The 14,275-nt window shown below is 40.2% G+C and carries 13 protein-coding genes; 6 read left to right on the forward strand and 7 right to left on the reverse strand.

What is annotated here, in order from left to right; all coding sequences use genetic code 11:
• The first annotated feature begins 74 nt into the window (after positions 1 to 74).
• The 4 genes from L4C37_RS11105 (at position 75) to lipA (ending at position 3,536) form a co-directional block, all read left to right on the forward strand.
• A complete protein-coding gene (locus L4C37_RS11105) occupies positions 75 to 1,256 on the forward strand; it encodes a serine hydrolase (RefSeq protein WP_137374879.1) in 1,182 nt (393 codons plus the stop codon).
• A 180-nt stretch (positions 1,257 to 1,436) separates the two neighbouring features.
• Complete coding sequence (gene ybeD / locus L4C37_RS11110; RefSeq protein WP_137375001.1) at positions 1,437 to 1,715, forward strand: DUF493 family protein YbeD; 279 nt, start codon at positions 1,437 to 1,439, stop codon at positions 1,713 to 1,715.
• Positions 1,716 to 1,906: 191 nt separating this feature from the next.
• Complete coding sequence (lipB, locus tag L4C37_RS11115) at positions 1,907 to 2,566, forward strand: lipoyl(octanoyl) transferase LipB (RefSeq protein ID WP_429768613.1); 660 nt, start codon at positions 1,907 to 1,909, stop codon at positions 2,564 to 2,566.
• Between the two features lie 4 nt (positions 2,567 to 2,570).
• Positions 2,571 to 3,536 carry a lipoyl synthase gene (gene lipA / locus L4C37_RS11120; RefSeq protein WP_137374881.1) on the forward strand — a complete coding sequence of 322 codons (966 nt, stop codon included), beginning with the start codon at positions 2,571 to 2,573 and terminating at the stop codon, positions 3,534 to 3,536.
• A 228-nt stretch (positions 3,537 to 3,764) separates the two neighbouring features.
• Here lipA and L4C37_RS11125 read toward each other — a convergent pair whose 3' ends face one another.
• The 3 genes from L4C37_RS11125 to L4C37_RS11135 all read right to left on the reverse strand — a co-directional run bounded on the left by L4C37_RS11125 (position 3,765) and on the right by L4C37_RS11135 (position 6,785).
• Entirely contained in the window at positions 3,765 to 5,129 is a 1,365-nt protein-coding gene (locus L4C37_RS11125; protein ID WP_429768614.1) for a sodium-dependent transporter, read from the reverse strand.
• A gap of 317 nt (positions 5,130 to 5,446) precedes the next feature.
• Positions 5,447 to 6,190 (reverse strand): YggN family protein, encoded by a 744-nt coding sequence (locus L4C37_RS11130; protein ID WP_372266136.1) that lies wholly within the window; start codon positions 6,188 to 6,190, stop codon positions 5,447 to 5,449.
• Between the two features lie 121 nt (positions 6,191 to 6,311).
• Positions 6,312 to 6,785, reverse strand: coding sequence for a GreA/GreB family elongation factor (locus tag L4C37_RS11135; RefSeq protein ID WP_137374884.1), 474 nt, complete (start codon positions 6,783 to 6,785; stop codon positions 6,312 to 6,314).
• A gap of 170 nt (positions 6,786 to 6,955) precedes the next feature.
• Here L4C37_RS11135 and L4C37_RS11140 point away from each other — a divergent pair, with 170 nt between their 5' ends.
• The gene (locus tag L4C37_RS11140; protein ID WP_429768615.1) at positions 6,956 to 8,872 is read left to right on the forward strand and encodes a RecQ family ATP-dependent DNA helicase; all 1,917 of its coding nucleotides are present in this window, start codon (positions 6,956 to 6,958) and stop codon (positions 8,870 to 8,872) included.
• Positions 8,873 to 8,913: 41 nt separating this feature from the next.
• On the opposite strand, the gene dinB is transcribed toward L4C37_RS11140, so the two are convergent.
• Complete coding sequence (dinB, locus tag L4C37_RS11145) at positions 8,914 to 9,981, reverse strand: DNA polymerase IV (protein ID WP_429768616.1); 1,068 nt, start codon at positions 9,979 to 9,981, stop codon at positions 8,914 to 8,916.
• A 158-nt stretch (positions 9,982 to 10,139) separates the two neighbouring features.
• On the opposite strand from dinB, the gene L4C37_RS11150 reads away from it, so the two are divergent.
• Positions 10,140 to 11,354: a GGDEF domain-containing response regulator gene (locus L4C37_RS11150; protein ID WP_137374887.1), complete on the forward strand. Its 1,215-nt coding sequence runs from the start codon at positions 10,140 to 10,142 to the stop codon at positions 11,352 to 11,354.
• A gap of 211 nt (positions 11,355 to 11,565) precedes the next feature.
• Here the strand turns inward: L4C37_RS11150 and nqrM are convergent, their stop codons facing one another.
• The 3 genes from nqrM to nqrF form a co-directional block, all read right to left on the reverse strand.
• Positions 11,566 to 11,820: a (Na+)-NQR maturation NqrM gene (gene nqrM, locus L4C37_RS11155; RefSeq protein WP_429768617.1), complete on the reverse strand. Its 255-nt coding sequence runs from the start codon at positions 11,818 to 11,820 to the stop codon at positions 11,566 to 11,568.
• Between the two features lie 32 nt (positions 11,821 to 11,852).
• Entirely contained in the window at positions 11,853 to 12,857 is a 1,005-nt protein-coding gene (locus L4C37_RS11160; RefSeq protein WP_372266133.1) for an FAD:protein FMN transferase, read from the reverse strand.
• 171 nt (positions 12,858 to 13,028) lie between these two features.
• Positions 13,029 to 14,255, reverse strand: a complete 1,227-nt coding sequence (gene nqrF / locus L4C37_RS11165; protein WP_009848376.1) for an NADH:ubiquinone reductase (Na(+)-transporting) subunit F — start codon at positions 14,253 to 14,255, stop codon at positions 13,029 to 13,031.
• Positions 14,256 to 14,275 lie beyond the last annotated feature (20 nt).

Genomic DNA, 14,275 nt, shown 5'->3' on the forward strand with positions numbered 1-14,275 from the left:
TGGCATTACCTTCACTGGTGTGACAGAGTGATTCTGGTAAGATACCGTCAGTTAACCAAAAAATTGCATTCAAAATGACTAATACTACTAAAATTGTTAAATCTATTTTCGCTACTTCCGTTGCCCTTTCTGCAACTTTAGCTTCATCGTCATTCGCAGCACCAATAGTAACGCCTGATGCGCCTCAAATTGCAGCTAAAGGTTTTGTTCTAATGGATTACCATTCAGGTAAAATTCTTGCTGAAAAGGAGATGAACACTAAGCTTTCCCCAGCTAGCTTAACTAAGATGATGACTAGCTACGTAATCGGTCAAGAACTGGAACGTGGCAACATCAACCTAACGGATGATGTTGTTATCAGTGAAAATGCTTGGGCAAAAAACTTCCCTGATTCATCAAAAATGTTCATCGAAGTGGGCACAACAGTAAAAGTTGATGACCTAAACCGCGGTATCATCATTCAATCAGGTAACGATGCTTGTGTAGCAATGGCTGAACACATTGCAGGCTCTGAAGATGCATTTGTCGATTTAATGAATGCGTGGGCAAGTTCAATTGGCATGAAAGATACGAATTTTGCCAATGTTCACGGTCTAGATAACGATAACCTATACTCGACTCCTTATGATATGGCTTTGCTTGGTCAAGCGTTAATCCGTGATGTGCCAGACGAATACCGTATCTACTCAGAGAAAAAATACACATACAACGGCATTACTCAATACAACCGAAATGGTTTGTTATGGGATAAGAGCATGAACGTTGACGGTATCAAAACCGGCCATACAAGTAATGCAGGCTACAGCTTAGTAAGCTCTGCTACTGAAGGTAAAATGCGCCTAGTTGCAGTGGTTATGGGTACGAAAAATGCAAACGCTCGTAAAACAGAAAGCAAAAAGCTGCTTAGCTATGGTTTCCGTTTCTTCGAAACAGTTGCACCTCACAAAGCTGGCGAAACATTCGTTGATGAGAAGATCTGGATGGGTAACAAAGACACGCTTGCTCTAGGTGTCGATGAAGATACATTTGTGACTCTACCTCGCGGTCAAGCTAAAAACCTTAAAGCAAGTTTTGTACTTGAAAAAGAGCTTGAAGCTCCAATTAGCAAAGGTACGCAAGTTGGTAAGCTATACTACCAAGTAGATGGCGAAGATGTAGCTGAGTACCCATTACTAGCTTTAGAAGACGTTGAACAAGGTAGCTTATTTAGCCGCCTTTGGGACTACCTAGTTCTTCTATTCAAGGGCTTGTTCTAAATAAAGTTACTTAAGTTCACTCTAGTAATTTAAACAAAAGCCGCCAAATGCGGCTTTTGTTGATCTTGAGTTCAATGAAGTTTACCAGTAATATTCCGCCCTTATTACTGAGGCTTCAAGACCTCACACGCTTTATCAGCGTTATGCTAAAGTAGTATAACGTCTTTCATTTTGGAGCTAATCATGAATATCAATTCTGATGCAAAACTAAAAGATCTCTTAGAGTTCCCTTGCTCATTCACTTACAAAGTTATGGGCTACGCTAAACCTGAACTAACGGAATTAGTACTAGAAGTGATTCAGCGCCACGCTCCTGGTGACTACACCCCAACAGTTAAACCAAGTGCAAAAGGCAACTATAACTCTGTTTCTGTTAATATCACTGCGACTTCAATTGAACAAGTTGAAGTTCTGTATAAAGAACTGGGTGAAATTGAAATAGTAAGAATGGTTCTGTAATTACAGAGTTCCTAAAAACAGCGGCTTTATGCCGCTTTTTTCATTTACAGCTCTAAAATATCAGAGGTTGATTCAACTTTAATTTCAATAAATACAAAGAAAGTTGAAAAACCTTGCAGTCCGTCTGTAGTTAGAATCAAGTTTCACGTTTATAATGCGTTCACTTTATTAATCCTTGAGGGAGTGCTGATTTGCAAAATAAACTAATCGTAAAAAAATTAGGTCGCCAGGATTATGAACCTGTATGGAAAGCCATGCATAAGTTCACCGACGAACGCACAGCAGAAGATGTAGACCAAGTTTGGTTGGTTGAACACAACCCTGTATTTACTCAAGGACAGGCCGGAAAAGCTGAACACGTATTGAACGCAGGGGATATTCCTGTAATTCAAAGTGATCGTGGAGGACAAGTGACATACCACGGTCCTGGTCAGCTTGTTGCTTACTTCCTCATCAACATCCGCCGAAAAAAAATAGGAGTGAGAGATCTCGTTACACATATTGAGAACCTCGTAATCAACACTCTGAAAGCATACAATATCGAATCAACCGCGCGACCAGATGCCCCTGGGGTCTATGTCGACGGTAAGAAAATTTGTTCTCTAGGTTTACGAATCCGCCGTGGCTGCTCATTTCATGGGTTAGCACTCAACGTTGATATGGACCTTTCTCCTTTCCTACGAATCAACCCATGCGGTTACCAAGGAATGGAAATGATCCAAGTAAGCCAACTAGGTGGTCCAGAACGACTAGAATTAGTAGAGCAGCAACTCATACAAGAGCTTGTTACCTTATTAGGTTACGACCAAGTAGACATTCAAGCCACCAGCAATATTACAGCAGAAGCATAAAATCATGAGCAAACCAATCCAAATGGAAAAAGGCGTTAAATATCGTGACGCTGACAAAATGGCATTAATTCCCGTAAAGAATATGCCTGCTGAACAGAAAGAAGTTTTGCGTAAGCCAGCTTGGATGAAGATTAAACTTCCTTCAGACAGCAAGCGCATTCAAGAAATCAAATCAGCAATGCGTGAAAACAACTTACACTCTGTTTGTGAAGAAGCTTCGTGCCCTAACCTTGCAGAATGTTTTAACCACGGAACGGCAACCTTCATGATTTTAGGTGCCATCTGTACGCGTCGTTGTCCTTTCTGTGATGTTGCCCATGGTCGCCCAGTGACACCTGAAGCTGAAGAGCCTCAGAAGCTTGCGAAAACCATCAAAGACATGAAGTTAAAATACGTTGTTATTACTTCAGTTGACCGTGATGACCTTCGTGATGGTGGAGCAAAGCACTTCGCTGATTGTAACCGTGAAATTCGTGAACAAAATCCAAACATTCGCATTGAAACTTTAGTACCAGATTTCCGTGGTCGAATGGACGTTGCTCTTGATCTACTAAAAGACAATCCGCCAGATGTATTTAACCACAACTTGGAAACGGCACCTCGTCTTTACCGTAAAGCTCGCCCAGGTGCGAACTACAAGTGGTCACTACAACTACTTCAAAAGTTTAAAGAACAGCACCCAAGCATCCCAACCAAATCTGGTGTAATGATGGGACTAGGTGAAACTAAAGAAGAAATCATCCAAGTTTTAAAAGATTTACGTGAACATGGTGTAACTATGCTGACACTTGGTCAGTACTTAGCACCAAGCCGCCACCACTTGCCAGTAGAACGCTACGTGCCGCCTTCTGAGTTTGATGAGTTAAAAGAAATAGCGTTAGAGCTAGGCTTTACTCACGCGGCTTGTGGTCCATTTGTACGTTCTTCATATCACGCAGACCTACAAGCTCAAGGCATGGAAATTAAGTAAGCTCACTTTCCATCTATAGCTAGAGGCTTCTTTTTGAAGCTTCTATCCATACCTCGACCTAAATGAGTTATATAAAAAAGGCGCGAACCATTATTTGGTTCGCGCCTTTTTGTTTTCTCATTTTATTGGAATCAAAATTCATCAATGAACTTGAGAGGAATGAACTTCCAAAGTATTTTTTACATTAAAGCTTAAGTCAGCTAATGAGTTAACTGGCTTAAAATATTCTTATCCAAATGACGCCCAAATGACCGTTGCAACGAGTACTGGACATACAAACTTCACGTAGACCGGCCATACCTTGCCAAACCAACCTTGTTGAAATTCAGGGCAACCTTTCTCCAATTCCTTAATCTTTGAGTTTCGGTTCCAAACCCAACCACCATACAAACAAAACATAAGTGCTGCCATTGGTTGTAAGTACTGGGTTGCAATCATCGCAACAAGACCAAACATCGCAGAAAAGTTGTAAACAATCACAATACTAAACAAAGCAATCGCTCCCCCTAATACCCAACTTGTAGGGGTTCTCTTAGTATTAAAACGCTCACTCACCAACGCTACAGGGCATTCAAGCATAGAAATAGAAGACGTTAATGCTGCAATCGTAAGCAGTAAAAAGAAAACAATGGAGAATATTTGTCCAAGGAAACCTAAGCTATCAAACATAAGAGGTAATACGGTGAACACTAGAGTATCAGAGCTCAGTAAAGAGCCATCTTCAGCATAGATTTGAACCCCTTTTTGCATTGCAACAAACATTGCAGGCATTACTACCAAACCAGCAATGAAAGCAACCGCTGTATCTACAAGGGTTACATTCAAAGCCATCTTTGGAAGGTTTTCTTTTTTACTTAAGTAAGATCCGTAAATCAACATTGAACAACCGCCTATCGTCAACGAGAAAAAGCCTTGTCCCATTGCCGCTAAAATCAGCTTTCTGTCCCAGACTTTTTCAAAATCAGGCACTAGGTAATGTTTTAAACCTTCCATTGAGCCTTGTTGAGTCATGATATAAATGAAGAGTAATCCAAATAAGACAAATAGTGCTGGCATTAATCGAGTCGACCACTTTTCAATACCTTGTTTTACGCCGCCTTGTACGATGAGAATAGTTAAAACATAAAACGCAACCGTTCCAAAGACGTTTCGCTCAACACTGAACCCTTTAAACCATTCTGCTATTTCAGAAAAGCCAACAAGCTCAGCTACCGCTCCAAAAAGAAAGCAAATCAACCATCCGCCGACGATGCTGTAAAACGCTAATACTGCACTTGGCACACTTAATCCAACCCAACCCACAAGTGCTCCCACTTTTTTTCCAAGTGGATGACTTGTTAATGAACGCATACTGTCTACAGGGTTGGCTTGACCATGACGACCGATTGCCATTTCCACAACCAGCATAGGAAATGCCACAACAAAAATCATAAATAAGTAAACTAGCAAAAATGCGCCACCGCCGTTGCTGGCCGCTTGTGTAGGAAACCCCCATATATTCCCTAAACCGACTGCCGCTCCGGCTGCCGCTAAAATAAAACCGAGGCGAGAGCTAAAATGCTCCCTTGTTGAGTGTGAAGTTTGTTGGTTCATATAATCCGCATTTTATATCAGTGAACTAGCTTGGTAGTACAATACTGAAACACCCTTAACTTCTCAACTGCTGATAATCACATAAACCCCAAAAAACCACTTTAACAGACCGATTTAACCAATTGATAACCAAAAAGCAGATATAGAAACCAACTAGAACAACAAAATCAACATTATAACCCCACACAAGAACATCTAAATACCTAGCTAAAGCTTACATTCAGTCACTCTTGGTACTCTATACCCATAAAAAAAGCACCATAAGGTGCTTTTTAACTCAATATTTATAAGACTGGTATATACAAACTCAAGCGCTATTAAATAGTGAATACTTGGTAATCTTTTAAGTTAGGAATAGATTTATGGAGTTGCTGCTCTTGTTCTGCCATGTCATCTAAAGAATCACAAAACTCTTCAGTTTCTTTTTCAACTTGCTTTGAATGTTCAGCAAATCGTTCCTCAACTTTTTGTTTAAGTTCTGCCATATCTTCAGTTAATTGAGACAAGTTAAGCCCACCTTCTTTCGACATTTTTTCTGACATCGCATTAAAGGCACTGGTAATAAATTCTTCATTGAAAATTTCCATTGCTTTATCAAGGTCTTCAGACCAATTGCTTGCCATTGAATCGAAACTTTCCGCAGGAAGTACTAAGTCACCATCTTTGTAATATCGAGCTTCAAGATCAGCAAAAAATGTTTTCATTGATTGCTTAACATTATCGAATGCTTCTGGTGAGTCAAAACTCGCGGCAATATCATCAATCACATCATTAGCAAGTGTCAGACCTTCACGAGCGATTGCTTTCGCTCGTGGTAAATATTCAGTCATACTTTCACGGTATTTTTCTACTGCGGCTTGTTGGTTATCATCAAGCTCAATTTTTTCCCCATGAATATATAAGTTGTTCTCAGCATCAAATACAGCAGTGTCACCATTGGTTTGGTGAATTTCAACTTGCTGTTCATCAATGTGTATTTCATTCTTTAAATCAACACGGCACTGAGCGGCTAAAGCCGGGTGGCTGAGTAAAGCCGATGCGATCAATATAATTCTTTTCATAACACACTCTCGTTTGGCAACATCTTAATCATACCTATTCTCTATACCTAAATGTCAGAGAAACGTTCACAGGCAATTGTCACCATTTCACTGCACTAACGGGGGCTTCTCATATCTACCTTTAAATGATGCACAAAATCTCATAAATATACGAGGTGCCTGCAACATTAAATTCAGCCTCATCTCCTGCTTCTTTGCCCATCAATGCCTGACCAAGGGGAGCGTTAACAGTCAATATCGACACATCATGCCCTTGCCAATCAACCGATAAACCTCCTGCACTTGGACCAATAAAAAAATGCTTTTCATTATCGTCTTCGTCAACGACAACGAGATAACTCGTCATTGTGATAGATTCACTTTCACGAAACACTAATTCTCGGTAACTACGAATATCGTCTTCACACTCCTGAACTCGAATAGCTTGCCCATGAGCCAAATAAGAAGCTTCCAAAGCCAAAGTGTCGTATTTATGCTCTGGTACGGTTTCTTCATCGGTTGCTGCGTCAATGGCTCTCTGAGTCGCGGATAAGGCAACTTGTAAGCGCTGTTCAAGCTTGTTTAATATTATTTGTCGAAGATCGGATTTATTCATAGTTTTGCTGGGCTTTTTTTAGGGGGTACAGAATAGAATTAGGTACAATCAGGTGCAAGTATTATGGTTGGAACAAGCGTAGATAAAGGTATTAACGCATGAAGAAACGTTCAATACTTTGAATATTTCACACCAATACTCATCTTGGTAGCAAATCAATAGGAATAAAAATGATAGAGCAGACATTAAAACAAGTCTTTGGCTTTGATTCTCTACGTTACGGGCAAAAACAAGTCATAGACAATGTGCTGGAAGGCAACTCAACTGCGGCTATCTTTCCTACTGGTTCAGGAAAATCTCTTTGCTATCAATTGCCAGCCCTAGAATTACCTCATTTAACTTTAGTGATCTCCCCTTTACTGGCTTTAATGAAAGATCAGCTGGCTTTTCTACACAGTAAAGGAATCAATGCGGCTGCTATTGAATCTAGCCAAGATAGACAAACGACTCAGCAAGTGATGCAAGCTGTACGAAATGGTGAGACTAAGATCCTCATGATCTCAGTAGAGCGTCTTAAGAATGAGCGTTTTCGTCAGTTTATTTCTCAGGTTCCTATTTCACTATTGGTTGTCGATGAAGCTCACTGTATCTCTGAGTGGGGACATAACTTTCGACCAGATTACCTCAAGCTGCCTCATTACCAACGTCAGCTCAATATCTCTCAAGTATTATTATTAACGGCAACGGCAACCAGTTCTGTTATCGAAGATATGAAGTCTAAGTTTTCGATAGATGAAAAGAACGTCGTGGTTACGGGCTTTTACCGACCAAACTTAGACTTATCTATTCAGCCCTGCACCGAACCTGTAAAACTTGAAACCTTATGTGATGTTGTGAACCAAGCAGCTCAACTGCCAACCATTGTGTATGTCACTTTGCAGCAAACCGCTGAAGGGGTGGCACAACAATTACGAAATGTAGGTATCAATGCCATTGCTTATCACGCAGGTTTGAAACCTGAAGTAAGGGACAGCATCCAGAAGCAATTTATGCATGATGACATTCATTGCATCGTTGCCACTATCGCATTTGGTATGGGGGTGGATAAATCGAATATCCGTCGAGTTATTCACTTCGATTTACCAAAGTCGATCGAAAACTATTCTCAAGAAATCGGTCGAGCAGGAAGAGATGGCGAACGCTCTGAATGCATTTTACTTGCTAATAAAAATGGTCTCAGTACATTAGAAAACTTTGTCTATGGCGACACACCAGACAACATTGCTATTCACTCGGTATTAGAACAAATTTACCAGCATGAACAACAATGGGAAACCATGTTGAACCAACTGTCTAGAGAAACCAACATTAGACAGCTACCACTAAAAACTCTTTTAGTTTACCTTGAGTTAGCGGGTGTCATTGAGCCCAAATACAGCTTTTTTGCGGATTATCGATTTAAGTTCATTCGTTCTAAGGACCAAATCCTCAATCAATTCCATGGCGAACGCAAAGACTTTGTAGAAACGATCTTCCAATGCTCCCCTCAAGCTCGGGTTTGGTGCCAAATTGACTTCGAGACTCTATGGAATCACTTTCAAGCAGATCGACAACGAGTGATCGCCGCCATGGATTATTTCCATGAACAAGGCTGGATAGAACTTGAGAGTAAACAAATCACCGATGTCTACGCAGTCAAAAATACAACGTTAGATATTCACACTCAATCAGAACAACTAACCGAATTATTCAAAATAAAAGAAAACAATGAAGTTGAGCGATTAGCTCAAATGCTCAACTTCTTCGAAGCCGATACATGTTTAAGCTCACGACTAGCAAGTTACTTTGCTGATGATAAAGCGCCAACGCAATGTGGGCACTGCTCAGTTTGTCGTGGGGAAATTGCTTCTTTGCCTAGACACATTGTCGATCCTATTGATGAAGAAATGGCGCAACAATGGATAAGTGAGTTTTTAGCTAATGCGACACAGTTAATTACCGATGAAGCCATTGCACGTTTTCTGAGTGGAATCGCAACACCTTTATCAACCAAGATGAAAGCCAGTAAAATGATGGGATATGGAAAATTAGAACAGTACCCTTTCAGTAAAACTTTACAGGTAGTCCAGCGCTTAGGAAGAATCTAGTCGCATAAGTACGCCCATGAGAAGTAAACGCTTTTCATGGGTTAGAAAAAGCTAAGTTGCTTCATTTGCTCTTTGGGTTGCAACATAACATTTAACCCTAGTAAACGAATCTCTCGCCCTTCTTGCCGCTTCAGTATCTCTTCAAGCAATTGTTTAAAGTGCTGTAAATCAAGGGAGGTTTGAATATGTTCAATCGTAGTTTGTTGGAAGTCTGCAAACTTTAACTTAACCCCCTGCTTGATGATCGACTTACTCGGGCTTGCCTTTTCTAATCGGCGTTCTAACTCTGGGAACAGCTTCTCTTCAATCACTCTCCAGCATTCTGCATACGTTGAAATATTTTCGCTGAAAGTCCTTTCTACACCTACTGATTTCCGTTCTCTTTCAATAACAATTTCTCGGTCATCAATCCCATGGCTTCGCTTCCATAATGATGCACCTTGTCTACCAAACTGAAGCAGTAAATTACGGTAATCACTATTTTTAATGTCTTTACACGTATAGAAACCTGCTTGATTCAGCTTTTCAATACTTACCTTACCCACTCCAGGTATCTTTTCTAACGGTAAATTATCAATAACATTTTGAACTTCATGGGGAGGTATAACAAACTGCCCATTTGGCTTATTCAAATCTGAAGCTACTTTCGCTAAAAATTTAATAGGGGCAACACCTGCCGAAGCCGTTAGGTTGAGCTCATTCCAAATATCGCGTCGAATAGCTTCAGCAATCAATGTTGCAGAGCCATAGCAAGAAGGAGAATCAGTCACATCAAGATAAGCTTCATCTAACGATAAAGGTTCAATCAATAAGGTATAACGAGTAAATATTTCACGTATCTTTTTCGATACTTCTTTATAAACTTGCATTCTTCCGGGAACAACAAGTAAGTGAGGACAAAGTTTTAATGCTTTTCCTGTAGGCATAGCAGAGCGAATACCAAACTTACGCGCTTCGTAATTGCATGTGCTCAACACACCACGTTGTTTTTCATGCCCACCAACAGCAAGAGGACGATTTCGATATGCAGGGTTATCCCGCATTTCTACCGCTGCGTAAAAGCAATCCATATCAACATGGATGATCTTCCTCACAACATTCAATTCCATAACTGCCACTTATAAGCTGTATAAATAAACAGTATACATCTAATACAAAAAAATGGGAATAACCTCGACTAGAGCCCAAAAAATTTTATCTTCTATAGCTATATCAGTATCTGATATTATTATTAGATTAGTATTTGATCGATAAGTAGGGATAGCTTTTGAGTAACAAAATACTGGTCGTTGAAGATAGCCGAGCTTTTAGAAATTACCTCTATCAGCAACTTAGCAGTAACGGTTATGAAGTCGCAATGGCTGAATCAATTGAAGAAGCAGAATTAATTTTAGCGCATGACACGGATTTTCTGTGTGCTGTGCTCGATTATTGCCTCCCTGACGGTCAAGATGGCGAGATTATTGATTTAGTCCTGAGCCACAAACATAAAGTCATTGTACTGACAGCAATGTTTAATGATGATGTTCGTGAAAGTGTGCTAGCCAAAGGAGTGTTAGATTATATTCTAAAAGATAGCATGGCATCTGTTAGCTATTTACTTCCTCTCATCAAGCGTATTACCAATAATAAAAATCACAAGGCTTTAGTAGTTGATGACTCTTCTGTCGTGAGGCGCTATGTTGTTCAACTTCTTGAACATCAATATATACAAACGGTTCAAGCGGTCGATGGTGAAGAAGCATTAAGCATTCTACAAAATGACCCTGATATTACTTTTGTGGTAACTGATCATGATATGCCAAAGAAAGATGGCATATCAATGATCCGAGATATACGTGTTCATCATGACCGCCACCAGCTCGCGATTCTTGGTCTTTCAGGCAGCGATGACCGTACAATGACAGCTCGATTCCTAAAAGCTGGCGCAAATGACTTCCTATATAAACCCTTCAATCAAGAAGAATTTTTCTGTCGAATCCATCAGTTACTCGATATGAAAGAAGCCTCAAACGAACTATTCAGATTAGCGAATGAAGACTCACTAACAGGTTTATGGAATCGTAGATTCTTATTTAACCAAAGTTGCAAAGGGTGTGAAAACCGTAATGTTGCGATGATGGATATCGACTTCTTTAAAAAAGTGAACGATACCTATGGACATGATGGTGGAGACCGCGTCTTAGTAGAAGTCAGTAAAATTATTAAAGAATTCTTTAAAGATGAAGTCACTGTCCGATTCGGTGGTGAAGAGTTTTGCATTCAATCATGCAAACCTCTTGATGAATTTATTACCGTGTTAGAAGCTATGCGACAAGCAATTGAAGACGCTGAAATTAGCCATGGTGACACAACTATAAAAGTCACAATTAGCATTGGTGTTACAGGCGCAAAAGCTACGTTAAATGAACAGATTAAAGAAGCCGATGATAGACTTTATGTCGCGAAAGGGAATGGTCGAAATCAAACCGTTAGTCAGTGAGAAACGATATCACACACAGTTTTTGGTATTAAGGTTAAACAATAAAAACAGCTGTTAATAAAGAATGGCTCAATATATGTAAAGTTAAGTAAACCTTATAAAAACAAAAAAAGCTCAAGATTATTTCTTGAGCTTTTTTATTGAGTGGTCTGCAGCTTATAATTCTAAGAAATTAAGCATTTAAACAACCTAGTTTTAATCATTATACGTATTAAGCTATGCGATCTTTTTCCCAAGCAGCGACTTGCTCTTCACGGGCTGCTAACTTTTCAGCTCGATAAGCTTCACGAGCTTCACGCTTTTTACGAGCATCACAAGGCTCTGGACAGTTGCATACTTTATCAATACCAACTGCACCTAAACCACCGCAACTGCCCTTCACTACTTTTTTCTGCACAATATAGCCGATTGACATCGCACAAATTACTGCAAGAAAAACACCGAATGTAATAAAAAATGTATTCATAACTCTCTCGCTAATTATTATTAGAGCAAGCTCTATTTATTTAAATATGATTTAAAAGCTTCTGAAGACAACTCTTCAAAACCTTCAGCAGTTTTCACCACCATTAATACTGGAATATCATGCTGGTTTGCTATTTCCATACCTTTATCTTCACCTAAGACCATTAGCCCAGTGGACAAGCCATCAGCTGTCATTGAAGATGGAGCTAAAACCGTTACAGACACGACTTTATGGTTGATCGGTTTGCCCGTTTCTGGATTGATGATATGCGAGTAACGAATGCCATCACGTTCAAAGTAATTACGATAATCACCTGAAGTAGCGACAGCCATATCACCCGGTTCAATAATTTCTTGAATAGTGCGTTCATCGATACTTGGCTTTTCAATGGCAATACGCCAAGCCACACCTTCACGGTTTAAACCTTTTAAGCGAATCTCACCACCGACTTCCACCATGTAGTTATGGATACCTAAAGATTCAATATAATCGGCTACCACATCGACTCCCCAACCTTTTGCAATAGTCGATAAATCAACATACAAGTTAGGCATATCTTTCGTTAAGGTCGTCTTAGTAGCACTTAAATGGTGAATACCAATTTTAGCTTTACGTGCACTAAGCTCTTCATCAGTAGGGACAACTTCAGGGCGAGCCTCTGGACCAAACCCCCATAGATTCACTAATGGACCAACTGTCACATCTAATGCACCTTGAGTAAGACCGTTCAAACGTATCGCTTCTTTCACAACAATTGCGGTTTCTTCTGATACCGGGAATTCATCGTTCCCTTGGTATTGATTAAAACGGCTAAGCTCTGAATCTGGACGATAAGTCGACATTTGGTCATTAACTTCTTCAAGTAAACGATCGACTTCTGTATGAATATCCTTAGATTCTGGAAACTCTTCACCTGTAATATATTTAATATTATAGCTAGTGCCCATTGTTGGACCACTAAGATGAACCTGCTCTCTAGGCTTTTCACAGCCTGAAAGAAACATTAAAGAAGCTACTGCAACAAGCCAAATTCTCACTTGCTTACTCCTGCTATAGTTAAGGGATTTATATAATAAAAATTCAGCTCAAAAGAAGCTATTTTTGTTATATAAACCATTAATCATTCGAACGAAATATCTGAGGTAATCCTTAGAAAAACAAATGGCTGGCTCATGAGAGCCAGCCATAATATCAATCACTTAAATGGATTAACCACCGAAGTCATCTAGAAGAATGTTTTCATCTTCTACACCTAGATCTTTAAGCATGCCGATAACAGCTGCGTTCATCATAGGTGGACCACACATGTAGTACTCACAATCTTCAGGAGCTTCATGGTCCTTCAGGTAGTTCTCGTACAATACGTTGTGGATGAAACCTGTGTAACCGTCCCAGTTGTCCTCTGGTTGAGGATCAGACAGTGCACAGTGCCACACGAAGTTTTCGTTCGCAGCCGCTAGGCCGTCGAAATCTTCAATGTAGAACATCTCACGCTTAGAACGAGCACCGTACCAGTAAGACATCTTACGAGTAGAGTTAAGACGCTTAAGTTGGTCGAAGATATGTGAACGCATTGGCGCCATACCTGCACCACCACCGATGAATACCATTTCATTGTCTGTGTCTTTAGCAAAGAACTCACCAAATGGACCAGAAATAGTACATTTGTCGCCTTCTTTAAGAGACCAGATGTATGAAGACATCACACCAGGAGCTACGTCAGGGTTGTTTGGTGGCGGAGTTGCAATACGCACGTTAAGCTTGATGATGCCTTTCTCTTCTGGGTATGAAGCCATAGAGTAAGCACGGATCGAATGCTCTTTAACGATAGACTCGTAACGGAACAAGTTGAACTTATCCCAGTCACCACGGTATTCCTCAGGAATATCGTAATCTGCGTATTTCACGTGATGTGGTTCAGCTTCAATCTGAATATAACCACCCGCGCGGAACGGAACTTCTTCACCTTCAGGGATAGCTAGCGCAAGTTCTTTGATGAAAGTAGCTTCGTTATCATTAGAGATAACTGTACATTCCCACTTCTTAACACCGAAGATATCTTCGTCTAGTTCAATCTCCATGTCAGTTTTCATAGCAACTTGACATGCAAGACGTTCGCCTTCGCGAGCTTCGCCTTTTGTGATGTGATCAAGTTCTGTTGGTAGAATATCGCCACCACCAGACTTAACTTTCACACGACACTGACCACAAGAGCCACCGCCACCACAAGCAGAAGATACGAAGATGCCTGCACCAGCAAGAGCACCAAGTAGCTTACTACCAGGTTGAGTAACGATCGCCTTCTCAGGGTCGCCGTTTACAGCAATAGTGATGTCACCTGATGGTACTAACTTAGATTTAGCGAAAAGAATCACTAGTACTAGAGCCAATACAATAATGGTAAACATCGCTACGCCAAGAATAATGCTTTGCATTTGTTATTCCTTATTACTGG

The organism is Vibrio kagoshimensis (assembly GCF_050337535.1).
In the GTDB taxonomy this organism is placed as follows: Bacteria; Pseudomonadota; Gammaproteobacteria; order Enterobacterales; family Vibrionaceae; genus Vibrio; species Vibrio gallaecicus.